Origin of the sequence: Novosphingobium resinovorum (assembly GCF_001742225.1) — a bacterium.
Classification (GTDB): Bacteria; Pseudomonadota; Alphaproteobacteria; order Sphingomonadales; family Sphingomonadaceae; genus Novosphingobium; species Novosphingobium resinovorum_A.
In genome coordinates this window covers 732405-758051 of record NZ_CP017075.1, presented here as the reverse complement: position 1 = coordinate 758051, position 25647 = coordinate 732405, and the positions used below count along the sequence as shown (strand labels likewise).

General features: G+C 65.5%; 19 protein-coding genes and 1 tRNA gene. 8 read left to right on the top strand and 12 right to left on the bottom strand.

The features are described from left to right. Positions 1-7: 7 nt before the first annotated feature. Positions 8-1177 (top strand): aromatic ring-hydroxylating oxygenase subunit alpha, encoded by a 1170-nt coding sequence (locus BES08_RS03355; RefSeq protein ID WP_036523010.1) that lies wholly within the window; start codon positions 8-10, stop codon positions 1175-1177. Further along, complete coding sequence (locus BES08_RS03350) at positions 1174-2799, top strand: phytoene desaturase family protein (RefSeq protein ID WP_036523008.1); 1626 nt, start codon at positions 1174-1176, stop codon at positions 2797-2799. The genes BES08_RS03355 and BES08_RS03350 overlap by 4 nt, the downstream gene beginning before the upstream one ends. A 3-nt stretch (positions 2800-2802) precedes the next feature. Here BES08_RS03350 and BES08_RS03345 read toward each other — a convergent pair whose 3' ends face one another. From BES08_RS03345 to BES08_RS03335, 3 genes are all read right to left on the bottom strand, one after another. Beyond that, positions 2803-3726 (bottom strand): hypothetical protein, encoded by a 924-nt coding sequence (locus BES08_RS03345; protein WP_036523005.1) that lies wholly within the window; start codon positions 3724-3726, stop codon positions 2803-2805. Positions 3727-3796: 70 nt separating this feature from the next. Continuing rightward, positions 3797-5074 (bottom strand): Xaa-Pro dipeptidase, encoded by a 1278-nt coding sequence (locus tag BES08_RS03340; RefSeq protein ID WP_069707699.1) that lies wholly within the window; start codon positions 5072-5074, stop codon positions 3797-3799. Further along, positions 5071-6471 carry a M20/M25/M40 family metallo-hydrolase gene (locus tag BES08_RS03335; protein WP_069709139.1) on the bottom strand — a complete coding sequence of 467 codons (1401 nt, stop codon included), beginning with the start codon at positions 6469-6471 and terminating at the stop codon, positions 5071-5073. Before BES08_RS03335 ends, BES08_RS03340 begins: the two co-directional genes overlap by 4 nt. Before the next feature lie 349 nt (positions 6472-6820). Here BES08_RS03335 and BES08_RS03330 point away from each other — a divergent pair, with 349 nt between their 5' ends. The 3 genes from BES08_RS03330 (at position 6821) to BES08_RS03320 (ending at position 13947) form a co-directional block, all read left to right on the top strand. Next, complete coding sequence (locus BES08_RS03330; RefSeq protein ID WP_036523003.1) at positions 6821-7879, top strand: NAD(P)-dependent alcohol dehydrogenase; 1059 nt, start codon at positions 6821-6823, stop codon at positions 7877-7879. Positions 7880-8330: 451 nt separating this feature from the next. Next, positions 8331-10562, top strand: a complete 2232-nt coding sequence (locus BES08_RS03325) for a TonB-dependent siderophore receptor (protein WP_069707698.1) — start codon at positions 8331-8333, stop codon at positions 10560-10562. A gap of 19 nt (positions 10563-10581) precedes the next feature. Next, positions 10582-13947, top strand: coding sequence for an amidohydrolase family protein (locus BES08_RS03320; RefSeq protein ID WP_083274577.1), 3366 nt, complete (start codon positions 10582-10584; stop codon positions 13945-13947). 183 nt (positions 13948-14130) lie between these two features. Here BES08_RS03320 and BES08_RS03315 read toward each other — a convergent pair. The 4 genes from BES08_RS03315 to grxC all read right to left on the bottom strand — a co-directional run bounded on the left by BES08_RS03315 (position 14131) and on the right by grxC (position 15848). Next, positions 14131-14207 (bottom strand) — tRNA-Arg (locus BES08_RS03315). A gap of 39 nt (positions 14208-14246) precedes the next feature. Further along, positions 14247-14744 carry a DUF1178 family protein gene (locus BES08_RS03310; RefSeq protein WP_008830291.1) on the bottom strand — a complete coding sequence of 166 codons (498 nt, stop codon included), beginning with the start codon at positions 14742-14744 and terminating at the stop codon, positions 14247-14249. Positions 14745-14752: 8 nt separating this feature from the next. Continuing rightward, complete coding sequence (locus tag BES08_RS03305) at positions 14753-15580, bottom strand: carbon-nitrogen hydrolase family protein (protein WP_069707697.1); 828 nt, start codon at positions 15578-15580, stop codon at positions 14753-14755. A 4-nt stretch (positions 15581-15584) separates the two neighbouring features. Next, positions 15585-15848, bottom strand: coding sequence for a glutaredoxin 3 (gene grxC / locus BES08_RS03300; RefSeq protein ID WP_036523411.1), 264 nt, complete (start codon positions 15846-15848; stop codon positions 15585-15587). Between the two features lie 165 nt (positions 15849-16013). Between grxC and BES08_RS03295 the strand changes: the two genes are divergently transcribed. Both BES08_RS03295 and BES08_RS03290 read left to right on the top strand, forming a co-directional pair. Further along, positions 16014-16481: an Hsp20 family protein gene (locus tag BES08_RS03295; RefSeq protein WP_036522995.1), complete on the top strand. Its 468-nt coding sequence runs from the start codon at positions 16014-16016 to the stop codon at positions 16479-16481. 192 nt (positions 16482-16673) lie between these two features. Further along, entirely contained in the window at positions 16674-17609 is a 936-nt protein-coding gene (locus BES08_RS03290; RefSeq protein WP_036522993.1) for an AEC family transporter, read from the top strand. A 16-nt stretch (positions 17610-17625) separates the two neighbouring features. Here the strand turns inward: BES08_RS03290 and add are convergent, their stop codons facing one another. The 5 genes from add to tpiA all read right to left on the bottom strand — a co-directional run bounded on the left by add (position 17626) and on the right by tpiA (position 23358). Then, positions 17626-18675, bottom strand: coding sequence for an adenosine deaminase (gene add, locus BES08_RS03285; RefSeq protein ID WP_069707696.1), 1050 nt, complete (start codon positions 18673-18675; stop codon positions 17626-17628). Positions 18676-18766: 91 nt separating this feature from the next. Further along, on the bottom strand, positions 18767-20161 hold the full coding sequence (locus BES08_RS03280) for a hypothetical protein (protein WP_036522984.1): 1395 nt from the start codon (positions 20159-20161) through the stop codon (positions 18767-18769). Between the two features lie 128 nt (positions 20162-20289). Beyond that, complete coding sequence (locus tag BES08_RS03275; protein WP_008833022.1) at positions 20290-21924, bottom strand: CTP synthase; 1635 nt, start codon at positions 21922-21924, stop codon at positions 20290-20292. A gap of 142 nt (positions 21925-22066) precedes the next feature. Next, positions 22067-22474 (bottom strand): preprotein translocase subunit SecG, encoded by a 408-nt coding sequence (gene secG / locus BES08_RS03270; protein WP_008833023.1) that lies wholly within the window; start codon positions 22472-22474, stop codon positions 22067-22069. A gap of 128 nt (positions 22475-22602) precedes the next feature. Continuing rightward, positions 22603-23358 (bottom strand): triose-phosphate isomerase, encoded by a 756-nt coding sequence (tpiA, locus tag BES08_RS03265; protein ID WP_036522980.1) that lies wholly within the window; start codon positions 23356-23358, stop codon positions 22603-22605. 328 nt (positions 23359-23686) lie between these two features. Between tpiA and BES08_RS03260 the strand changes: the two genes are divergently transcribed. Then, a complete protein-coding gene (locus tag BES08_RS03260) occupies positions 23687-25636 on the top strand; it encodes a peptidylprolyl isomerase (protein ID WP_069707695.1) in 1950 nt (649 codons plus the stop codon). Positions 25637-25647 lie beyond the last annotated feature (11 nt).

The window sequence follows — 25647 nt, the reverse complement described above, 5'->3', positions numbered from 1 at the left end:
GCCCGCCATGGCAACGCAAGTCGCCGACGCCCCCATGACCGATCCGCTGGAAGGCTGGAGCCTGCCCGCGTGGACTTACTCCGACGCCGAATTCTTCGAGGCGGAAAAGGAGCGCGTGTTCGCGCCCAGTTGGCAGATCGTCTGCCACGAAAGCGACATCCCCAACCCCGGCGACTGGCACACGCTCGACTATATCGGCGAGAGCGTGGTCGTGGTGCGCGGCAGGGACGATGCCCTGAGAGCCTTCACCAACGTGTGCCGACACCGCGGTTCGCGCATCGTCGATGGTTCGAACGGCTGCGCGAAGAAGTTGGTGTGCCCCTACCACGCCTGGACTTACGACCTCGACGGTCGCCTGACCGGCGTGCCGGACAGCGCCAGCTACCGTGCTTTCGACAAGGCCGGGCACGGGCTTGCACCGGTCGAGATCGAGGTCTGGAGTAGTTTCGTCTTCGTGCGGCTGGTGAATGACGGCGGCCCATCGGTGGCCCGGATGATGGCGCCTTACGAGCAGATGGTGGCACCCTATCGCTTCCGCGAATTGAAGGCGCTCGGCCGCGTGACCTTGCGCCCTCGCGATGTGAACTGGAAGAACATAGGCGACAACTATTCCGACGGGCTGCACATCCCGGTCGCCCATCCGGGCCTCACACGGCTGTTCGGTCGCAGCTATGGCGTAGAGGCTGAGGCAAACGTCGATCGCATGTGGGGCGACCTGATGGACATGCCCTCCGCCAACTGGTCGGAGCGGATGTACCAGCGCCTGCTCCCGCCGGTGCCGCACCTGCCGCCGGAACGGCAGCGTCACTGGCTCTATTTCAAGCTGTGGCCGAACGTCGCCTTCGACGTCTATCCCGATCAGGTCGATTTCATGCAATGGCTTCCGGTCAGCCCGACCACCAGCATTATCCGCGAGATCAGCTATGTCCTCGATGATCACCGGCGCGAAATGAAGGCGGCGCGCTACCTCAACTGGCGCATCAATCGCGAGGTGAACGCAGAGGATACCGCGCTCATCACCCGCGTGCAGGCGGGCATGGCGTCGCGCAGTTTCTCGATCGGGCCGCTCTCCGACAAGGAGGTCTGCCTGCGCCACTTCTGCAAGCGTATGCGGGAGATCATTCCCGCTGCCCGCTTCGAACATTCCCCCGCCCCCGGCTGGAGCAGGACCGCATGACCGACCGTTACGACGCACTCATCATCGGCGGCGGCCATAACGGCCTGACCTGCGCCTTCTATCTCGCCCGCGCAGGGCTAAAGGTGCGCATTCTGGAGCGGCGGGACATCGTCGGCGGGACGGCGGTGACGGAGGAGTTCCACCCCGGTTTTCGCAACTCGGTCGCCAGCTACACGGTCAGCCTGCTGCAGCCCAAGGTCATCGCCGACATGCGCCTTGCCGACCACGGCTACCGCGTGATCGAGCGGCCCATAAGCAATCTCCTGCCGCAAGAGGATGGCGGCTACCTCAAGCTCGGCGGCGGACTGGAGCGCACACAGACGGAGTTCCGCCGTTTCTCCGCGCACGACGCCGATGTTCTCCCGGCCTATTACGATGCCCTTGAAGGCGTCGCCGAGGTGCTGCGCGACCTCGCTCTTAGGACCCCGCCCGAGGCAGGCGGTGGTTGGCGCGCGCTGGTCGATGCGGCCCTGCAGGGGCGCAAGCTGGCTGGCCTGTCCATGGAAGCCCAGCGCGACGTGCTCGACCTGTTCACCAAGTCGGCCCGCAGCCTGCTGGACGGCTGGTTCGAGAGCGAGGCCGTGAAGGCCGCGTTCGGCTTCGACGCGGTGGTCGGCAACTATGCCTCGCCTGACACGCCCGGCAGCGCCTACGTCCTGCTGCACCATGTCTTCGGCGAGGTGAACGGCAAGAAAGGCGCCTGGGGTCACTCCGTCGGTGGCATGGGCGCGATCACGCAGATCATGGCCAAAGTCTGCCGCGACCTCGGTGTCGAAATCAGTCTGGAAGCGCCGGTTTCTCAGGTCATGGTCGATGGCGGCAAAGTCGCGGGCGTGCGCCTGGAAAGCGGTGAGGAGATCGCCGCACCCCGCGTGATCGCCAATGTCGGGCCGAAGCTGCTCTACGACCGGATGATCGCGCCCACCGACCTCGATGCCGACTTCCGGAGGCGGATGAAGGGCTTCAAGGCGGGAAGCGGCACGTTCCGGATGAATGTGGCGCTTTCGGAACTACCCCGCTTCACTTGCCTTCCCGAGCCCGGCGAGCATCATCAGTCCGGCATCATCATCGCCCCGACCCTCGATTACATGGACCGCGCCTTCATCGACGCCAAGCAGTTCGGCTGGTCGCGCAAGCCTATCGTCGAGATGCTGATCCCCTCTACCGTGGACGACAGCCTCGCCCCTCCGGGCCAGCATGTCGCCAGCCTGTTCTGCCAGCAATTCGCGCCCGAACTACCCGATGGACGCGACTGGGACATGGAGGAGGACAAGGCCGCCGATGCCATTATCGACACGGTGGAGGCGCATGCACCGGGCTTCCGCGCCTCGATCCTGGGACGACAGGTGCTCAGTCCCAAGGGGCTGGAGCGCAAATTCGGGCTGGTCGGCGGAGACATCATGCACGGGAATCTGACGCTCGACCAGATGTGGTCGGCGCGGCCGGTGCTGGGGCATGGCGCGTATCGGGGGCCGATCAAGGGGCTCTACATGTGCGGCGCGGGAACACATCCCGGCGGCGGCGTGACCGGGGCTCCGGGGCATAATTGCGCGCATGAGGTCATTGCCGACAGTCGCGGAATGGCGCTGGGTTTCGGTGGGATGTACCGACGTTTTCGCTAATTTTCAGCCGATTACGGCCAGGATCGCGGCGACAGCGGGGCGCGGAGTCAGGTCGGCGTTGAACAGGCCGAAGTTGTTCATCTCGCCGGGTCCGGCCCAGCAAAACAGTTCGTAAAGGCTGATCGCGCGGATGAAGGGCTGGGCGAGCGCAGCCTCAACATCGGAGGCGAGCAGGCTGGCCTGCTGGTCCAGCGAAACCGGCGGAGAAGTAACGTTTTTCGCGCTTCCACCCGTGGTTCTGCCCCATTCGGTGATCACGCCTTGTGTATGGCGACCTGCCTCTATCTTCTTGCCGAAGCCCTTCAGGCGGTCCGCTACCACGGTTGTGGGGCTGGGGTAGATATGGGCGTTGCCGTAAGTCGTGAAAGGCCCCTGGTCTGCCTGCATGAAGTCGTTGCTGGCGATGAGGGGAATCGTTTTCAGTCTTGATTCTGCTTTAAATTCTGCCGAGAAGTCTTTGATATACGAAATAAATGCCGGAGCATTTCCGGTTCTAAATCCTAGACGCGGATCGCGAACGCCGTTGTAGGTTACAGGATTCAGATCGGGCTCGTTCGGGAATTCGATGGCCCAGATCGCACCGGGAGCCTGAGCGGCGAAAGCCTTGAGATCGGCGATCGACTTTGCGATTTCCCGGCCGGAGAGGGTGAAGCAGAACGTCACGCCCGCCCGCGCGAGACCGATGTACGTGTTCCATCCGGGCGTCCCGCTGTAGGGCTCCCGGCATCGCATTCGCCGCAGGCCGCCAAGTTTATCCAGCGCAGGCAATATGTTGCGCACCTTGTAGAGCGAGGCCGTATCCTGCGGACGCCCCTGCACCATCACCCTGTCGAGCCGCGAGGGCGCCGCGCGGACGGTTGCCGGGACCAGCGGCAGGACCGCCAGCCCGGCCGCCGCTTGCCTGCGTGAAAACATTGCTGCGACCATGCGGACCTCCCGGCTACATAACGGCACTCAACGGCACCTAAAGATACCCTAACGCACCTCGACCATCGGACTACTTCGCTACCGCACCGGCCTTCATCACGTGGACGACCTGCTCCAGCACACGCACATCGGACAGCGGATCACCTTCCACTGCGATCATGTCGGCGAACTTGCCCGGCGCGATCGAGCCCAGTTCCTTCTCATGCCCGATCAGCGCGGCGGCATCGATCGTAGCGGCCCGGATCGCCTGCGCCGGGGTCATCCCGTAGCGGACCATGTACGCGAACTGCCGCGCATTCAGCCCGTGCGGATAGACACCCGCGTCGGTGCCAAAGCCTAGCTTCACACCCCGCTTCACTGCCTTGGCGAAGCCGTCGCGTTGCTGCTGCGTCGTCTCGCGGTTCTTGCGCAAGTATTCCTGCGGCCAGCCTTCGCGCGTACCCTGCTCGTCGATCCAGTCGCCGTCGTAGATGTCCATGACCAGCCAGACGCCCGCCTTCTTCGCCATGGCGAGGCCCTCATCGTCGATGAGGCTGGCGTGTTCGATGCTGTGTACGCCGGAGCGGATCGCCGCCTTGATGCCCGCCGCGCCGTGGGCATGGGCGGTCGCGTAGCTGCCGTGCGCCTTCGCGACGTCCACGACGGCGCGCATCTCGTCGTCGCTCAATTCGATCTGCCCCGGCTCGGTGCCGATCGCGAGGACCGCGCCGGTGGCGATCATCTTGATGAAGTCGGCGCCGTGATCGAACAGGTACTGCGCCTTCTCGCGCGCTTCACCGGCATTGTGGACGACGCCGAGGCGCATGTCGGCGGGAAGCTGGTCGTTGGGCACGATGCCGTTGAGTTCGCCGCCGCCGCCCGGCGACGTGATGTAGGCCCCCGCGACGAACATGCGCGGCCCCGGCACCAGCCCCTGCGCGATGGCATCACGCAAGGCCACGTCAGTCAGCCCGCGATAGGTGCCGACATCGCGCACCGTGGTGAAGCCCGCCTCCAGCGTCACTTTCGCGTTGTGCGCGCCGATCAGCGCCGTCAGTTGCGGCGAAGTCTTGAGCGGCGCGGCGACGTCGGCGCTCTGCCCGGTATCGGCGAGGTGCGTGTGGAGATCGATCAGCCCCGGCAGCACCGTATAGGCCGACCAGTCGAGCGTTTCGGCACCCGGCGGCGGCACGGCGCAAGGCTCGACCCTCGCCACCCGCTCGCCCTCAACCAGCACGCATTGCCCGGTGCTGGCAGTGCCGCTCTCCACGTCGAGCAAGCGCCCTGCCCTGACATAGACCGACGCCGCGCTCGCCGGAGCAGCCAGCCCCGCAAGAGCCAGAGCCGCAGCGAGCGCCGCCGCCCTCACTTGCCCGCGAGGTCCGTCAGCAAGGTGGTGTAGTAGACCACGCCCGGCGCGATGTTCAGCAGGCCGATGCGCTCGTTGAGGCCATGGGCGAATTCGTCGGAGTCCCGGATCATCGAGGCGCTGGCGCCATAGCTCGGCACGCCGAGCGCGCGATACCACATCGAGTCCGAAGCACCCGAGGACTGCGAGGGGATGATCGGCACCGGCCCCCAGGCCGCCTTTACCGCCTTGCCCACTGCCGCCACGAAGTCCGGCCGCACCGGCGATGCGGGCGCCTCGACCGAATCGTCGCCGGTCACGTCGGTGAACTTCGCCGCGGGCATCGCCGCCACCTTCTCCAGTTCCGCCATTATCTCGGGCCGGGTGTGGCCGGGGAAGATACGGCAGTTGATGTTGGCCGTCGCGCTCTGCGGCAGCGCGTTCTGGGCATGGCCGCCCGAGATCATCGTCGGCACGCAAGTCGTCGACACGCGCCCGACCGTCGCGGGATTGGCGCGCAGCACCTGCAACGCTGCCGGATCGTTCGGATTGGCAACGAAGGCCTTCATTGCCGCCGCGAGCTTGGGGTCGGGCTCGATCTTCGTGGCGCCGGTCCAGTACTGGCGCGTCACGTCGTTGAGTTCGGGCTTGAAGCGATAGGCGCCGATCCGCTCCATCGCCTGCGCCAGTTGCACGATCGCGTTATCGGGCCGGGGCGCGGAGCTGTGACCGCCGGGGTTCGTCACCTCGACCTTGTAGTCCACGTAAGTCTTCTCGGCCCCCTGCCAGCTCCAGTAGAGCGGCTTGCCCGCCTCCGACAGCGTGCCCGAGGAGCCGTCGACGTTGAGCACCAGTTCCGCGCCCTTCAGCCGCTCGGCGATGACCTTGGAGGTATCCATGGTCGTCTCCTCGTCGCCCGAATAGGCGATGACGATGCTGCGTTTCGGCCGGAACCCTTCGCGCCGCAGTTCGATCACCGAGGACAGCGCCAGCGCCGCCTCGAACTTGGTGTCGCTGGCGCCGCGCCCGAAGAGATAGCCGTTCTCCACCACCGGGGTGAAGGGATCGCGCTCCCAATCCTCCGGTTTCGCCTCGACCACGTCCATGTGCGCGGAAATGACGAGGGGCTTGAGGCCGGGGTCGCTGCCCTTCCACGTCGCGATCAGGTAGGCGGTGTCGCCGAGCGGCACGATCTCGATGTCGCTGGCGGTCCACCCGGCTTTCAGCAGCGCATCGCGGAACAGCGCCGCGACTTCGCCGGTCTTGTTGCCCGGCCCCTGCACCGAGCGAAGAGCGATGGCGCGCTTCGACAGGTCAAGCACTTGCGCTTCCGCCTCGGGATGGCCTTTCGCCTGCGCGGTACTCGATGCGAGCAGGCTGGCGCCGAGGGAAAGCAGGACCGGGATCGAAAAGCGCATCGTGATGAAGCCCCTGAACTTGGTGTCTTGCACGGTCGCGCCGACAAAGAATCGCCGCGATCGCGAGAGGGCTATCCTGTCGAGCGACCGGGGCCTGCGCAATCCCGCCCGCCACCCTTCGTCATTGCGAGCGCAGCGAAGCAATCCAGGGCAGCTTTAAACCGCCCTGGATTGCTTCGCTGCGCTCGCAATGACGGGGTGGGGGTGAAGTTGTCGCGCCATAGTGAGCACCACTCATCGCGACGTGAAGAAATCCCACACTAATCGCTGGCGCGATAAGCGCCTATCTCGCACTTGCGGCACGTGTGCCGATCCAGTTTCCATTTTCCTCCGACAGCAAGGACATTCCATGCAAGTCAACGCCTATGGCGCACATGCCGGCGACAAGCCCCTCGAAGCCATGACCATCGAACGGCGCGAGCCGGGCCCGCGCGACGTCGCGATCGACATCAGCTATTGCGGCGTGTGCCACTCGGACCTGCACACCGTGCGCAGCGAGTGGGGCGGCACCCTTTTCCCCTGCGTTCCCGGTCACGAGATCGTCGGCACCGTCAGCGCGGTGGGCGGCGAAGTCAGCCGCTTCAAGGTCGGCGACACCGTCGGCGTCGGCTGCATGGTCGACAGCTGCGGCCACTGCGGTTCGTGCCATGACGATCTCGAACAGTATTGCGAGAACGGCTTCGTCGGCACCTACAACGGCAAGACGGCGGATGCGCCCGGCCACACCATGGGCGGCTATTCGCGCGGGATCGTCGTCGATGAAGGCTTCGTCCTTTCGATCAGCCACCCGGCGGAGCAGCTTGCCGCCGTGGCGCCGCTGCTCTGCGCGGGCATCACCACGTACTCGCCGCTGCGTCACTGGAACGCCGGTCCGGGCAAGAAGGTCGGCGTCGTCGGCATCGGCGGTCTCGGCCATATGGCGATCAAGATCGCGCATGCCATGGGGGCCGAAGTCGTCGCCTTCACCTCGACGCCCGCCAAGCGCAAGGACGCGATCGACCTCGGCGCCGACAGCGCGGTGGTCAGCCGCGAGGCCGAGGAAATGGCTGCGCACACCGGCACGTTCGACCTGATCATCGACTCGGTCGCGGCGAGCCACGACCTCGACACCTATATCGGCCTGCTCAAGCGCGACGGCGCGCTGGTCATGCTGGGCGTGCCCGAGCATCCGCACCCCTCGCCCAATGTCGGCGGCATGATCTTCGGCCGCAAGACGATCGCGGGCTCGCTGATCGGCGGCATTGCCGAGACGCAGGAAATGCTCGATTTCTGCGCCGAGCACGGCATCGTCTCAGACGTCGAGATGATCGACATCCAGCAGATCGAGGACGCCTACGAGCGCATGATGCGCAGCGACGTGCGCTATCGCTTCGTGATCGACAGCGCGTCGCTCGACGCGGCGGCCTGACCGCAAGCCGGCGGTCGCCTTCGCAAGGAGGCGACCGCCGGCCCGGTGCTTGACGCGCGATCACCCAGGCCCGCGCGTTTGCTTGGCCTACGTACCTTTTCGGCGACGGCGCGGCGTTCGCCCCCGTCGGCATGGCGGCCGAAGTCTGGCGCTGGAACGTCCGGATACTGGGATCGAGGTGATCGATCACGGACGCCGCGCCCATACTCCTCACCCGGACACATCACACAGCGGGATTGCGCGCGCAACGATCGCTGTTGCAATTGTGTCGCAGTCGCGGAGCTTTCTCATCCGACCGTCTAAACGCAGCGGAATTTCGCTAAGAGTCATTTTATGATGCGTGCGATGATTTGAGCGCAACACCATGCCGCCCGAACGCCAAAGCGACGGGCTGGCTGGTGCGTACCGAGCCAGGGCGGTGCGGCAGGCATATCCAGAGGGGGATAAAGATATGAGGTTCGTTTCCAGCCACGCCGAGCGCAGCGCCGTCCGGAAAGCCTTGCTATGCGGCGCCGCGCTGACGCTGCTGCCGACCACCGCCTTCGCGCAGGACGCGACCGCCGAGGCCACCCTCGACACCAGCCGCACGACGATCGACGGCGAGAACGCCATCATCGTCACCGCGCCGCACTATGTGCCGGAAGGCACCAACACGGCCTCCAAGGCGAACATCCCGCTGATCGAGACGCCGCAGTCGGTGTCCGTCATCACCCGCGACCAGATCGACCTGCTCAACTTCGTCGATGCCCAGCAGGCCGTGCGCTATACCGCAGGCGTCTTCGGCGAGAGCTACGGCCCCGATTTGCGCTTCGACTTCCTGACCGTGCGCGGTTTCACGCCCAAGGAATACATGGACGGGCTGGCGACGCCGAACTCCACCTCGATCTCCAGCGTGGGCGTCGATCTCTACGCCTTCCAGTCGCTCGACGTGCTCAAGGGGCCTGCTTCGGTGCTCTACGGCTCGTCGCCGCCGGGTGGCCTTACCAACGAGACCAGCCGGCGCGCCAGCAGCGAATTCGGCGGCGAGATCGGCGTGAAGTACGGCACCGACGACTACAAGCAGATCGCCGGAACCATGACCGGGCCGGTCAGCGACATGCTCGACGTGCGCTTCACCGCCCTCTATCGCAATCGCGATGCCGAACGCGACCTCGTCCACGCCGAGCGCCTGCTCGCCGCGCCGACCGCGACGCTCAAGCTGGGTCCGGACACGAAGCTGACCCTGCTCGGCTACTATCAGTACGACACTGTGCGCGGCGACACCAACGGCTTCATGCCGGTCTACGGCACCCTGCTCGACAATCCGCTGGGCAAGATTTCGCACCGCGCCAACGTCGGCGATCCGAACAACCTCTACAAGCGCAGGCAATGGGGCGCGGGCTGGGATTTCAGTCACGACTTCGGCAGCGTCAGCTTCCATTCCAACACCAAGTGGAGCCGCTATAACGAAGATACGCCCACCCAGATCTACGGCAGCGGCGGTCTGATCGACAACAATTTCGACGGTATTCCAGACGATTATCGCACGGTCCTGCAGTCGAACTTCACCTACAAGGAACACGTCACCAGCTTCGCCACCGACAACCGGTTCGACGCGACGCTGGGAACCGGTCCGATCGAGCACAACCTGATCGCCGGAGTCGACTATCGCCGCACCTTCAACGATTCCGCCTATACCTTCAATTACGGGATCGGCACGGTGGACCTGTTCGACCCGGTCTACACCACCTACACAGACGCGCAGCTTCGCCCCGGCTATGCGACGCGCTTCAACACGCAGTGGCGCAAGCAAACCGGCATCTATCTTCAGGACCATGCCGCGATCGGCAACCTGTACCTGACGGTCAGCGGCCGGTACGACTGGGTCCGCATGAGCTACATGACGCCCTTCGCCGCAGCGGACGTCGATACCCCGCTCACCAAACAGAGGCAGAAGAAGTTCACCTGGCGCGCGGGCGCCAACTACGTCACCGACAGCGGCTTCGCGCCTTACGTCAGCTACGCGACCTCGTTCGAGCCGGTCGTCGGCACCGACGGCGTCACCCTGGCCCCGTACAAGCCGAGCGCGGGCAAGCAGTGGGAAGGCGGCGTCAAGTACGACGCGCGCGGCCTTGGCGAAGGCATCAAGCTGCTGGTGACGGCGACGGTGTTCAAGATCAACCAGACCAACGTGGTGGCGACGGCACCGTCGGTGTCCCCGGTCTTCGGCACGCAGTCCGGCGAAGTCGAGGTCAAGGGCGCGGAACTGGAATTCGTCGCCCGCCTGCGCGACCAGCTCTCGATCAACGGCGCCTACAGCTACAACGACAGCGAGGTCAAAAAGAGCAACGTTGCTGCAGAAATCGGCGCGCCGCTGCCCGTGACCCCCAAGCACAAGTTGTCGCTGTTCGTGGACTATACCATCCAGAAGGGCTCTCTGGGCGGTCTGGGCTTCGGCTTCGGCGGGCGCTACACCAGCGACAGCGCGGGCAGCCTGCCCGGCCCGTTCAATCCCGTGGTCTACTACGGAGAGGCGTCCACGCTGTTCGATGCGATCGTCCATTACGATATTCCGGGCTGGCGCATCGCGGTCAACGGATCGAATATCTTCAACAAGCTCTACGTCGCGCGCTGCTCGGGCCCGGCGGGCTGTACTTATGGGGCTGGACGTCAGGTAATCGGCACGGTTACCAAGACCTTCTGACCTGAATGACGGGAACTGCATGCGCGACATATCGGTACGACGGCTGATCGCGCATGCCGTCCTGCTGGCTCTGGCCACGGGAACTACACCGCTGCAGGCGCATGGTCCGCAGGAACTCGGCGAGCCACCGCTGCCCCTGTTGTCACCCACGGGCGGGGCAGCAGCCGAAGGTCCCTCCGGAACCCTGCCGCGCACCCCGGCCAAGGCCGGACAAACGCTGCCGCTCAAGCCCGACCGCAAGATCCGCTTCGACACGAGCGAACTGACGGCTGCCTCGATCGACCTGTCTCCGGACGGGCGGACCATCGTGCTGGATATGCTTGGCGACATCTACGTCATGGACGCCAAGGGCGGAGAGGCTAGGCCGATCAGCCGGGGTATGGCCTATGACAGCCAGCCCGCCTTCTCGCCCGACGGCAGGCGCATCCTGTTCCTCTCGGATCGATCGGGAGCCGAGAACCTGTGGGTCATGGATGCCGATGGCGGTGATGCCCGGCAGCTCAGCTTCTACGACGACGATCCGATATTCGTATCCCCCGTCTGGTCCAGCGACGGGAAGACGGCCTGGGTCAGCCGCTTCTGGCCGGACCGCAATGCCTACGAAGGCTGGCTCTTCGCCGCCGACGGCAGCGACAGGTTCGGCACCGCGGCGCTGCCGAACTGGCCGGATGCTGGCCAGACAGAGGACAAGATCAACAGCCTCGGACTCATGCCGAGCGCGGACGGCCGCTTGCTCTATTACGCCAGGCTCAAGGGATCGCCGGACTTCGACACCCTTGCCGAATGGCAGATCGCCCGCCGCGACCTCGCGACCGGCATCGACGATACGATCGTCAAGGCAATCGGCGACATTCGGCTCGGCCCCGTCCAGTCGAGCGCCTTTCGCCCCGTCCTCTCGCATGACGGACGCACGCTGGCCTACGGCATGCGCCGGGTGGGCAGGACGTTCCTCCACGTTCGCGATCTCGGCAGCGGCATGGACCGCGAACTGATCCGGATCGATCACGACGAACTTCAGGCATCGGCCTGGAGCGACATCATCCCCCACTTCGCCTTCACGCCCGACGACAAGGTGCTGGTACTGAACATGGGCGGCGGTATCAGCCGCATCGATATCGCCAGCGGCACGGCGACGGCCATCCCGTTCACCGCTCGCATCGACATGGACCTCGCCCCCCTCACCCGCCGTCCGATCCGGCAGGAGACCGGCCCTGTCCGCGCGCGGCTAATGCAGACGCCCGCTCTCTCGCCCGATGGAAGGACGGTCGCCTTCTCCGCGCTGGGCCATCTCTACACAGCCCCGGTCGAGGGCAGCGCACGCCCGCAGCGCATCGACGCCGACGAGACGCCGCAGTTCCATCCCAGCTGGTCGCCCGACGGCAAGCGGTTGCTCTATGTCACCTGGACGGCGCAGGACGGCGGCTTCGTGTGGGAGAAGCCGCTGGACGGTGGGCCTGCCCGGCGCCTGACCGATACCCCCGCGTTCTACACGCACCCCGTGTTCACGCCTGACGGCGCGTCGGTCCTCGTCATCAGATCGCCTCAGGCGGACCGGCTGAACAGCTATGTCGAATTCGGCCAGTTGCGCAGCGCCGACCTCGTGCGGCTGGGCAGAGGTGGGGATGACGACGGCGACAGCGACGGCGAGCAGGTCGTGCTGAGCGGCCGGATCGGCGGCACGCCGCATTTCGGGCCGCTGCCGGACACAGTCTACCTGAACGAGAGCGACGGCGTCCATGCCGTGAAGTGGCGGGGGCGTGCTAGCGACCACCTTGCCGTACAAGCTGCCGGGCCGAACTGGTATTTCGCGCAAGGCCTCGCGTCCGCCGACGATCTGAGGATCAGCCCCGACGGGCGCTGGGCGCTCGCCCATATCGCACAGCAACTGCATCTCTTCACCATGCCCGACAAGGCCGGCGAGACGGTGAACCTGACCGCGCCCGCCGTCAGGCACCGCCGCATCACCGACGTCGGTGCCGACTTCTTCGGATGGTCGCAGGACGGCCGGACGATATGGTGGTCTGTGGGGTCGACCCTGCACCGCCGCGCCCTCTCCGGCGTCAGGCTCGATGATGCGGGCACACCGCCCCGCGCGGCGGACGTCGGCGGCGCGGCGCGGCCGCTCGTCGTCACCGTTCCGCGCGATACGCCGCAAGGCACCCTGCTGCTGCGCGGTGCCCGGGCGATCACCATGAAGGGCGACGAGGTCATCCCTGACGCCGATATCCTGATCATGGACGATCACATCCGCGCCATTGGCCCCCGAGGCAGCTTTCCCGTGCCCGCCGATGCCGCGATCCGTGAGTTGGCAGGCGCAACGATCGTCCCCGGCTTCATCGACATCCACGACCACGTCGCCGACATCCGCCGCGACGTACTCGACATGCACAACTGGGGACCGGCGGCGAACCTGGCCTACGGCGTGACGCTGGCCTTCGATCCCTCCTCGCTCAGCATCGACATGCTGGCTTACGAGGACCTGGTGGACAGCGGCCAGATGATCGGCTCGCGCATCATGACGACGGGACCGGCCGTCTTTTCCTTCAACGACTTCCGCTCGAAGGCCGAAGTGAAGGCGGTCCTCTCCCGCTACCGGGACGATTACCGCCTCGGCAACATCAAGCAGTACCGCACCGGCAACCGCCGCACCCGGCAATGGGTGGTCGAGGCCGCGCGGGAACTGGGCCTCAACCCCACGACCGAGGGCGCGCTGTCCCGCAAGCTGGACATCACCCACATCATCGACGGCTTTTCAGGCAATGAGCACAGCATCCCTCCCGCCACACTGCATGACGATGTGCTGCAACTCCTCGCCCGCAGCGGCACGAGCTATACGCTGACCCTGCAGATCACCCATGGCGGCGTTCCGGGGCAGAACTACTTCATCGCGCGCGACGCTCCGCACGGCGATGCGAAGTATGCCCGGTTCGCCCCGGACTGGTTCCGCGACCAGAAATTCTGGCAGCGCGAGTGGCGCGATCCGGGCGAGTACCTGTTCCCCGATGTGGCGAAGAGCGCCGCCCGCTTTACGCACATGGGCGGCCTGCTCGGCCTCGGCGCGCATGGCGAAGTCCCGGGCCTCGGCACTCACTGGGAAATGCAGGCTTATGCCATGGGCGGGATGACGCCGCTGGAAGTGCTGCGCGCCGCGACGATCGACGGTGCCCGCGCGATCGGACGGGACGCCGACTTCGGCAGCCTCGAGCCGGGCAAATATGCCGACCTCGTCATTCTGGACCGCAACCCGCTGGATGGCATCGCGAACACGCTGTCGATCCGGCAGGTCATGAAGAACGGACGCCTCTACGAGAGCGATACGCTCGACGAAATCTGGCCACGCAAACGCGCGATGCCTCCGTTCTGGTTCAGCAAGCCGCGGGGCTAGGGTGTGATCGCATTTGACTGAAAAACCGTTCGTCATCCCCGCGAAAACGGGGACCCAACTGATGTCCTTGCAACAGTCACCATCAGGAGATGGATTCCCGCCTTCGCGGGAATGACGATGATACAGCTGAAGTCGATCACGCTATAGGACGTCAACGCATAAATGGACGTATCGATCGTGAAATGGTGCGCCCGACAGGATTCGAACCTGTGGCCCCCAGATTAGGAATCTGATGCTCTATCCTGCTGAGCTACGGGCGCGTGCCGAGGCGTCCTAGCGGCTGCATGGCAGCTTGGCAATCAGTTCGCCTGCTCGGGCGGGACAACCGGGAACGGCAGCGGCATGAGGCCGATTCCTTCCTCGATCAGTTCCTTCGCCTCGGCGGGGCTGGCCTGCCCGTGGATGGTCTCGACCTCACGCTCGCCGTAATGCATGGCCCGTGCATCCTTGGCGAAGCTCTCCCCGACATAGCGCGAGGATTTCAGCGCCTCGGCCTGCATCGTCGCCAGAGCCTGCATCAGTTCGGCGGCCTGCGGCGGCAGTGGAGCATTGGCGACGGGCGCACTCGGCGGCGGCGCCTTGGCGCGTGCCGGAGCAGGACTCGGCGCTACTTGCGGCAACTGGTTACCCTTACGCGCGAGACGCGGCGCCTGAACCGCCTTCGCCACCTCGCCGGAACCGCAATGCGGACACGCCACCAGGCCACGTTCCTGCTGGCGTGCATAGTCGTCCGAGGACTTGAACCAGCCCTCGAATCGATGCTGTGCCTCGCGGCATTCCAGGTCGAAAACGATCATGACACCAGCTATTTGGCGATGGTGCGACGGTTGGCAAGGCTTGGAAGCTGACCGCGCACTTCGGCGATGCGCGCCGCGTCGAGATCGACGAAACCCACGCCTGAGGTGCCACCGTCATCCGCACCGCCCATGTCGAGCAGGACCTCGCCCCAGGGGTCGATCGCCAGTGAATGGCCGTAGGTTTCGCGGCCATCGTCATGCCGCCCGCATTGCGCGGCCGAGAGCACGTAAGCACTGGCCTCGACCGCGCGGGCGCGCTGCATGAGGTGCCAGTGCGCCTTGCCGGTGGGCACCGTGAAGGCAGCGGGAATGGCGATCACGTCGCAGTGCGCACGGCCCAGCGCTTCGAACAGGGCCGGGAAGCGCACGTCATAGCAAATCGCCAGCCCCAGACGCCCGAGCGGCGTTTCCACCGTGACCACCTCATCACCGGCCACGTAAGCGTTCGATTCGCGCCAGCTTTCGCCGGTCGAAAGATCGACGTCGAACATGTGCATCTTGTCGTAGCGGGCGCGGATTTCCCCCGCGTCGTCGATCACGAAAGCCCGGTTGGCCCACTTGCCGTCTTCACGCGCGATGGCGAGCGATCCGATATGCACCCATATCCCTTCCCGCCGCGCCGCATCGCGCACCGCCGCAAGAACGGGATCGTCCGCCTCGCTCCGGATCGCCTCGCGCGCGCGCTCGCGCTTCCTGTCCAGCAGGCCGGACATCTCGGGCGTGAACAGCATGGCCGCCCCGCCCGCACGTGCCGCAGCGACGGCATCGACGATCGCCGCCGCATTGGCCTGCGGGTCGATGCCCGTCGTCATCTGGAACAGCGCCGCGCGGATCATCCGGTCAGAGCCCCAGTACCGGATCGAGCTTGCCCTCGCGGTCGAGCGCATTGATGTCGTCGAAGCCGCCGAAGGGCTTGTCGTCGATCAGGATCTGCGGGACCGTGGTGGCGCCGGGCACGCGCTCCAGCATTTCGGTGCGCTTCGGGCCGCCCATGGTCAGGTCGTATTCCTCGTAGGCGACGCCCTTCTTGTCGAGCAGCGACTTGGCGGCGACGCAGTAGGGGCAGCCCCACTTGGTGTAGATTTCAATCTTCGGCTGGCTCATGCCAAACTCCATTCAGATGCTCATTGAGGGTCAGGCCTTGAAAGGTCGGGCGGCTAGCATATCTAGGAATGCGAGTCATGGCCCGCCAAGGGGATGGCTCACAGAACGAGGCGCCGCATCGCGGGCCTCATCCACACGAAGATTGCTCATTGGAGGATTTTTGTCATGAACCGCATCGATTTTTCGCCCTATCGCCGCACCATGGTCGGCTTCGACCGCCTGTTCGACATGATCGAGAACCAGGCGCGCGCGAATTCGGGCGACAAGTACCCCCCCTTCAACATCGAACGGCGCGGCCAGGATGCCTACCGCATCACCCTGGCGGTGGCGGGATTCAAGCCGGCCGACATCGACATCACCGCGCAGGCGAACCTGCTGGTCGTGAAGGGCCACAAGCCCGATGAGACCACCGATGGCGAAATGCTGCACGTCGGCATCGCCCAGCGCGGTTTCGAACGCCGCTTCGAACTCGCCGACTACGTGCGTGTCGATAGCGCAGACCTTGCCGACGGCCTGCTCGTCATCGACCTCGTGCGCGAGGTTCCCGAGGCGATGAAGCCTAAGAAGGTCGTGGTCGGAGGCAGCAAGCTGACCGTCGTGGAAACCGGCGAGGATACCACCGCAGCGGCGTAACCGCCCGCAACGGCGCTCGCGTTTCCCGTCCCTTTGCGTGAGTGCCGAGTACGGAGCTATGGGCGGTCCGGTTGTCCGGGCCGCCCTTTTGCATGCGATGTTGCGCAGAACGCATGCACGGTGCCGGATTAATCCTCGCATAGCGTGCTTCTCGACAGTAGCGCCTGCAGTCATGTTGCGGACCTTGTGCTCATGACCGCGATCCTCGGGATCGTGCTGCCCGTTTTCTCGCTAATCTTCGCCGGCTGGCTGGCAAGGCGGATCGGCGTCATGGGACCGCAAGCCACCAGTGAACTCAACCGCTTCGTCGTCTACCTCGCCCTGCCCGCGCTGCTGTTCGATATCGTCGCGAAATCCAGCTGGCACGAATTGTGGCAGCCCCATTTCCTGGCCGTGTTCACCCTCAGCACCATGGCGATCTTCACGCTGACGGTTGCCGCTCACGCCCGGCACTCCGGTTTCGAGGCCGATGGCCCCGTGCTGGGGCTCGCCGCGAGCTATCCGAACACCGGCTTCCTCGGCTTTCCCTTGCTCCTCGCCGCGCTGGGCCCATGGAGCAACACGCTCACGCTGATCTCCACGATCGTCGTCGCCTGCGTCCTGTTCGCGGGCGCCATCGTGCTGATCGAAATCCGCCTCCACGTCGGCAGCCATCCACTGCGCGTCGCTGCCAAAGTCGGCAAGTCGCTGGCGACCAACCCGCTCATCGTGGCACCCATGGTGGCCTGCTTCTTTCCCACCACCGGCATGGCCGTGCCTCAGCCTGTCGAGGTTTTCCTGAAACTGCTGGGCGGCGCGGCCTCTCCGGCGGCGCTGGTCGGCCTTGGCCTTTTCCTCGGAGAAAAGCGTCAGGCGGCAAAGGGAGCCGGTACGCTGACGGCGATGCTGGTGACGCTCAAGCTGGCGGTCCACCCGTTGCTGGCCTGGGTGCTGGCCGTCACGCTGTTCCCGCTTGACCCGCCCGCGCGCCATGCCGCCGTGCTCCTCGCGATGCTGCCGACCGGAACCGGCCCTTTCATGCTCGCGGAGTTCTATGGCCGTGAAGCCGGCGTCACCGCGCGCGTGATCCTGATTTCCACCGTGCTGTCGATCGTGACGGTTTCGGCCTACCTGACGATGATCGGCTGATCCGGAACCGCTGGACTCAGGCGCTGGAGACGGCGCCCGAGCCGCTGGCGGCAAGCGCATAAGCATCGAGCTTGCCGTGCAGTTCGCGCCGCAGGTCTTCGTCGATCCACGCGGCATCGAAGGCGTTGCGCGTCACGGTCAGCAGGTCTTCCCGTTCGAAACCGGCAAGTTCATGCACCATCAGCATGTTCTCGTTGATGTACTTGCCTTCCATGTAGGCCGGATCATCCAAGTTGAGCGTCAGCCGCAAACCCCGGTCCAGCATCCCCCGCGCGATCGACTGCCGCTCTCCGGGGCGCATCATTTCGTTCGCATACGGGCACACGGTGAAGAACAGCCCGCGCTCCCCGGCCATGGCGATCAGTTCGGGTCGGTCGAGCAGGTTGGCGCCATGGTCGATGCGCTCGACGCCGATCTCTTCGATCGCCTGCCGGATATGCTCGTGGGTATTCTTCTGGTCGACGTCGCAGTGCATCGTCAGCCGGAAGCCCTCTTCACGGCCGCGCCGGAATATCTCGGCGAACTTTTCGGGCGGGTTGTCCTTCTCATCGGAGTCGAGCCCCAGCCCGACGATCAGGTGCTTGTACGGCAGGGCCATCTCGAACACGGCCATCGCGCTTTCCGCACTGCGTTCCCGCACAAAGCACATGATCAGTTGCGAGCGGATACCGAAATCACGCTCCGCCTCGATGCGACCGCGCGTCAGGCCTTCGATCATCACCGAGAACGGGATGCCGCGATCGGTGTGCTGCTGCGGATCGAAGAACATCTCCGCATAGACGACGTTCTGCCCTGCGACCTTTTCCAGATAGGCGTAGACCAGATCGCGAAAGTCCTCCTCGCGGTGCAGGACGAAGCTGCCCTCGTAGAAGATCGCCAGAAAGCTGGGCAGGTCATGGTAAACGTAGCTGGCCCGCATCGCATCGACATCGGCGTAAGGCAAGTCCACCGCGTTGCGCGCCGCCAGCCTGAACTTGAGTTCCGCTTCCAGCGTTCCCTCCAGGTGGACGTGCAGTTCCGCCTTGGGAAGACCTGCGATGAACTCGACGATCGAACCGTTCCCCATGCTACCCCAAGCCTCCATTTTCGCGCGATCCTGCAGGCTATAACGGCGACGGCGAACGCGGAAGCGGAAATTGCTGCATTGCAAAAAGCGCTCAGGCGGCCACCTCCATCCGCGCGGGTGTGAGCAGCGAAGGCGCCGAAAAACGCCCTCCGACCTCTGCCAGATCGGCGAGCGTGGGTGCCACGCAGCGCAGCGACACGCGATCGGCGAGGCGCTCCGCCCGGATGCCCGGCCCCTTGATCCAGAACGCCCCGTCCGGATGATGCTTGCCGCTGCGCAGCGCCTCGAGCGGATAGAACAGGTCGGAGAAGCGCAGCACTTCGTTGGTGGCGGATGACGTCACCATCACGTCCTCACCCGGAGCCTGCTCGATCATGCAACCCGCATCCAGCATCGCGCCTTGCCGCCGCGCCCACATCGGCTGCCTGCCGTCGGACAGGCGCAGCGCCTCGATCCGTGTCGCCGCCGCTTGGGCCGACGCATCGCTCTCAAAGTGGAGCAGGAACTGTTGCGACATTACCGGGGCATAAGTCCACTCTGCCGCGACCCCACCGAACGCGAGCAGTCGATCGATATCCCGGTGCCGGAATATCTGTCGTCCGCCGTCTTCCTCGTGCGACAGCATAGGCTGCTGCCCCAGGGCGGTGACGAGCACGAGATTGTCGTCTTCCCTGGTCATGGCCAGCGCCTGCCCGACCATCCGGTCCATGTTGCGATAGCCGTCGAGCACGCTCCCCCCATATGTCTCCAGATCCTGCGCCGACGACTGGATGCTGAACAGCGCAGGCTCGAACTCGCGCCAGTGGAAATGCTGGAAATGCGCGGTGCTGTTCAGGAAGAACGTGGAGAAATGGGGGCGGGCGCTGCGGTGGATCGAGCGGAACAGGTCCCACTGCAGCCGGTCCAGTATCATCGCCCGTCGCCATTTGACGTTACCACTTCGCTCCCCCGCCAATTGGCGAATCGCGGCCAGCACCGACCTTGCGGAAAGCCCATGTGCGAGCATGAAACGGCCGAAACGCGCAAAGTCCGCCCCGGATACATCCGGTCTGGCGCTGTGTTCACGCACATAGCTGCGAACCAGCCCTGTGTAGGCGTCGAAATGGCCGGGCGGCTGGGCGATCGGCTCCGTCGCCCAGGGATCGGGCAGGAAATGCCCCCGGAAGCCCGGCTGCGACGCCGCATTCATACTACCGCAGATCCAGTTGCTGCGCCCGCTGCGGCTCACCAGATCCCAGATGCGCGGCGCATCCAGCGCGGCGCCGTCATTGAGCTGGAAACAGCGATGCTCCGCGTAGGAAAGCCCGGTGTGGACCGTGACCCACTGGATCCACGGTTCGAGATACGGCGCTTCCTCCTCCGCATCGGTGACGGCGACCAGCGCGCTGTCGCGCAGGCGCCGGAAGTTCGGCAGATGCCCCTCGGCTATGAAGCGGTCGAGCAGCCTTGGCGACAACTCGTTGAATTCGAGGACGATCGTGGACATCCGTGGCTCCGCATCGGCATTGCGCCAAGCATGCCCGGATGTGCCGTCCCGCCGCCAGACGAGATGGCTCCGTTACGGAGATAGGAGAAGCCCTTCCCCTCCCGCACCGGGAGGGGAAACAAGCATCGTCAGACCAGACGCGCCTGACGCAGCGCCGCGGCGACGAAGCCGGCGAACAGCGGATGCGGCTCGAACGGGCGCGACTTGAGTTCCGGGTGGAACTGCACGCCGACGAAGAACGGGTGGTCCGGGCGCTCGACGATCTCGGGCAGCAGGCCGTCGGGCGACATGCCGGAGAAGATCAGGCCATTGCCTTCCAGCGCCTCGCGGTACGAACCGTTGACTTCGTAGCGGTGGCGGTGCCGTTCGCTGATCTCGGTCGAACCGTAGATCGCGGCGACGTGGCTGTTGGGCGAGAGCGCGGCGGTGTAGGCGCCAAGGCGCATGGTGCCGCCAAGGTCGCCGCCTTCGGCGCGGGTCTGCAGGCCGTCCTCGGTCATCCACTCGGTGATGATGCCGACGACGGGTTCCTCGGTCGGGCCGAATTCGGTGGAGCTGGCCTTGGCGATGCCCGCCGAGCGCGCGCCCTCGATGCAGGCCATCTGCATGCCCAGGCAGATGCCGAAGAACGGCACCTGACGTTCACGCGCGAAGCGAACCGACGCGATCTTGCCCTCGGTGCCGCGCTCGCCGAAGCCGCCGGGGACGAGGATGCCGTGCATCGGTTCGAGCGCGGCGGCGATCTCGGAATCTTCCTTCTCGAAGATTTCGGCGTCGATCCAGCGCACGTTGACTTTCACGCGGTTGGCCATGCCGCCATGGACGAGCGCTTCGTTCAGCGACTTGTAGGCGTCCTGCAGGCCGATGTACTTGCCCACGACGCCGATGGTCACTTCACCCTCAGGGTTCTGGTAGCGGTCGGTGATGTCGTCCCAGCGCTCAAGCACCGGCGCCTTGGCCGATTCCAGCATGCCGAAGTGATGCAGGACTTCGGCGTCGAGGCCCTCGCGGTGATACTGCAGCGGCACGGCGTAGATGTTGGGCGCGTCGAGCGCCTGGATAACCGCCTGCGGGCGCACGTTGCAAAACAGCGCGATCTTGCGGCGCTCGCTCTCGGGCAGCTCGCGGTCGCAGCGGCACAGCAGGATGTCGGGCTGGATGCCGAGGCCGGTCAGTTCGCGCACCGAGTGCTGCGTCGGCTTGGTCTTCAGTTCGCCGGCAGCGGCGATGTAGGGGACCAGCGTGACGTGGACGAAGCAGGTGCCCTCACGGCCGAGTTCGTTGCGCAGCTGGCGCATCGCCTCGACGAAGGGCAGGCCCTCGATATCGCCGACGGTGCCGCCGATCTCGCACAGCACGAAGTCGAGATCCTCGGTCTCCGTCAGGGCGAAGTCCTTGATCGCATCAGTGACGTGCGGGATCACCTGCACGGTCGCGCCGAGGTAGTCGCCGCGGCGCTCCTTGGCGATGATGTCCTGGTAGATGCGGCCCGAGGTAATGTTGTCGGCCTTGCGACCCGAGACGCCGGTGAAGCGCTCGTAGTGGCCGAGGTCGAGGTCCGTCTCGGCGCCGTCGTCGGTCACGAAGACCTCGCCGTGCTGATACGGGCTCATCGTGCCCGGATCGACGTTCAGGTAGGGGTCGAACTTGCGAATGCGGACCTTGTAGCCACGCGCCTGCAGCAGAGCCGCGAGGCTCGCCGCCATGAGACCCTTGCCCAGCGAGGAGACCACGCCGCCGGTGATGAAAATATGCCGCGCCATGGGAATCGGGCCTTAAATTGCATGGGGGCCCTCAGGCAAGCGCCCGGAGCCTCATTCCACAGATCAAACACATGGAAATGCCGTCTGACTGCGCCAGACGGCATTCCGATTACGGTGAGGCGCTCGAAAGCGCCTGCAGGGATTACTGCTTGGCAGCACCACCAAGCGGATCGGTCGGAACCGAGTCGCCAGCGGGAGCACCCTGCTGGGGTGCAGCGGGAGCTGCCGGGTTGGCCGCGCCGCCGAGCGGATCGGCAGGCTGGACCGGAGCAGACTGCGCAGGAGCGGTGTTGCGCTGGAGCGAGGTGTCGATGTCGCGGCCGCTCGTCTCATTGACGGCGAGAGCGGCAAGACCGATGCTCAGCACCACGAAGACAGTCGCCAGAACGCCGGTCGCGCGGGTCAGGAAGTTGGCCGCGCCGCGCGCCGACATCAGGCCCGAGGGGCTGCCGCCGACGCCGAGGCCGCCGCCTTCGGACTTCTGCACCAGGATCACGCCCACCAGCATGGCGGCAACCAGAGCCTGCACCACGGTCAGGAAAAGGAACATCTTCGTCTCAGCCTTATTGCGGGGACATACCCCGCTTTCTTGACCGGGCAGATAGGCGCTCGCGGGCGAGCGCGCAACCCGGCAACTTTATTGCTGCGCCGCCCCGCAGGACGGCGCATGGATCGGGCTTACTCCGCGAGCGAAGCCGCCGCGCCGACGATCGCCAGGAAGCTCTCGGCGGTCAGGCTCGCACCGCCGACCAGAGCGCCGCCGACATCCGGCACCGCAAGGAGTTCGGCCGCGTTGTCGGCCTTCACCGAACCGCCGTAAAGAATGCGCACCTCGGCGCCGGCATCGCCATAGATGGCGACCAGCTTGGCGCGAATCGCCTTGTGCATGGCTGCCACGTCCGCGACCGAAGGCACCCGGCCGGTGCCGATGGCCCATACCGGCTCATAGGCGACCGAGAGCTTTTCCGGCGCGCCGTCTGCGATGGGGCACGAACCTTCGAGCTGCGCGGTGACTACGCCCTCGGCATCGCCCGCATCGCGCTGGGCCTCGGTTTCGCCGACGCACAGGATCACCGCCAGACCGGCCGAAAGCGCGGCCTGCGCCTTGGCGTTGACGTCCGCGTCGCTTTCGCCGTGATATTCACGGCGCTCCGAATGGCCGACGATCGTGAAATCGGCGCCTGCATCCTTGAGCATCGGTGCGGAAACGTCACCCGTGTAAGCGCCGTTTTCCTTCGCATGGCAGTCCTGCCCGCCGACGCCGATCAACTCGACCGCGTCCCGCATGCGGAAGATCAGGGTCGAGGGCGGCGCCAGTCCGACCTGCACCTTGGGGAAACGCTGGGCGGAACGATCGATTGCGCGCGCCTCGTTCAGCATGGCGCGCGTGCCGTTCATTTTCCAATTTCCGACGATGTAAGGCAATCCAGCCATTTCAATCCTTTGATCGATCTCGGCGAACCTTCGGGAACTCCCCCGCGGGTCCCCCTCGCAGATTTCCGGTAATGCCGTTGCCGCGGAACCGGGAATCAGGTCGTCGCTGTCGCCGGGCAGCTAGGGCACCAGAGCATCGCTTGTCAAAATTCATGGATGGTTAAGCGCGGGGATTCTCCACCAGTGTCGTAGTAATGCCACCTCGCGGCTTTTGCCCAAGGCTTGTGCAAGCGGCATTGCAGGATGCGCGAAGGCCCCCTAAAGCCTGCGCCGTTTACATGCGAAGCCTCACGGTTTCGCGCCAATATTCTGCTGATCGGCACGGTTCATGCTCCATTTCTTCCGCTCGTTTCTGAAGTCCAAGGTCGGCGCGATCGTCGGCCTCGTCGTTCTCGGCCTTATCGCCCTCGCGTTCGCCAGCGGCGATATCGCGGGCCTCGGCGGTTCCGGCAGCGCGGCTCCGGGGGTTGCCGTCGCCACCGTCGGCGGCGAAAAGGTGACCACCGATGAACTGTCCCTCGGCGCCAAGCGCGGCCTCGAGCGGGTCAAGCAGCAGAGCCCGACCGCGACGATGAAGCAGCTGATCGCCGAGGGCGGCCTCCAGCAGGTGCTGGACAGCCTGATCGACGGCGTCGCTTTCGCCGTCTACGGCGAGAAGCACGGCGTCGTCCTCAGCGACCGCCTCGTCGACAGCGAACTGACGCAGATCCCCGCGTTCCAGGGCGTCGACGGCAAGTTCGACCAGAACGTGTTCCGCCAAGCCCTCGCCCAGCAGGGCCTCTCCGAACAGGCGCTGCGCGAGGACATTCGCAAGAACATGATCGCGCAGGAACTGGTCGTGCCCGCGCAGATCGGCTCGGTCATGTCCGAATATGCCGCGAAGCGTTACGCCTCGCTGCTCAGCGAGACCCGCAGCGGCACCGTGGTCGCCCTGCCCTCGCTGCTCTTCGCGCCCGACAAGCAGCCGACCCAGGCCGAACTCGCTACCTTCTACAAGGCGCACACCGGCCAGTTCGTCCGCCCCGAGCGTCGCACGATCCGCTATGCGCTCGTCAGCGCCGACAAGATCCCGGCCCCGGCTGCACCGACCGACGCCGAGATCGCCGCGCGCTTCGAGGCGAACAAGGCCGCCTATGCCGCCAAGGACGATCGCCGCATCACGCAGCTGGTCGTGCCGACCGAGCCGGCCGCCAAGGCCATCGTCGCCGAAGTCGAGAAGGGCAAGTCGCTCGAAGCCGCCGCTTCGGAAAAGGGCCTGTCCGCCGCGAAGCTCGAATCGTTCAGCCGTGAGGATCTCTCGCGCCAGTTCTCGGCCGCCGTCGCGCAGGCCGTCTTCGCCGCGCCGGTCGGCAAGCTGGCCGCACCGCAGAAGAGCGTGCTCGGCTGGCACGTCATCCGCGTCGACGAGGAGATCAAGACCCCGGCCAAGACCCTTGCCGAAGTGAAGGGTGACCTCACCAAGCAGATCGCCGAGGAAAAGACCCGCAAGTCCTACAGCGACGCCTTCTCGAAGATCGACGCGCAGCTTTCGGGCGGCTCCAACCTCGCCGAAGTCGCCAAGTCGCTCGGCGCCGAGGTCAAGCAGACCCCGTCACTGACCGCTGATGGGCAAGTCTACATGAAGCCCGGCGAAACGATGCCCGCCGAATTGCAGCCGCTCCTCAAGACCGCGTTCGAAATGGGCCAGGAACAGCCGCAGGTCGCCGAGATCGAAAAGGGCAAGTCCTTCGCGATTTACGACGTCACCGACATCCAGGCGTCCGCCCCGGCTCCGCTGGCGCAGATCCAGAACGACGTGAAGCTCGCCTGGGCCATCGACGCCGGTTCGAAGGCCGCCAAGGCCGCCGCGCTCAAGATGCAGGCCGCGATCCGCAAGGGCCAGTCGATCGAGCAGGTCATGGCTGCCTCGGGCAAAAAGCTGCCCGCGCCGCAGCAGGTCTCGATGTCGCGCCCGACCCTGGCCGCCGCGCTGCAGTCGGGCCGTCAGGTGCCGCCGCCGGTCTCGCTGATGTTCCACATGGCCAAGAACACCGTGAAGGTGCAGTCGGCCGAGGGTGAACGCGGCTGGTTCGTCGTCCAGCTCAAGGACATCGTGCCCGCCACGATCGATTCGCCCGACATGATCCGCCGTGCCCAGACCGAACTCGGCCAGCAGCTCGGCCAGAGCTACGCCTCCGCGCTCGGTGCCGCGATGCGCAAGGACGTCGGCGTGAAGCGTCACGACGATGCCATCACCGCCGTGCGCGACCAGCTCGCCGGCACCGCCGCCGCCAACTGAGCCGAAGCGAG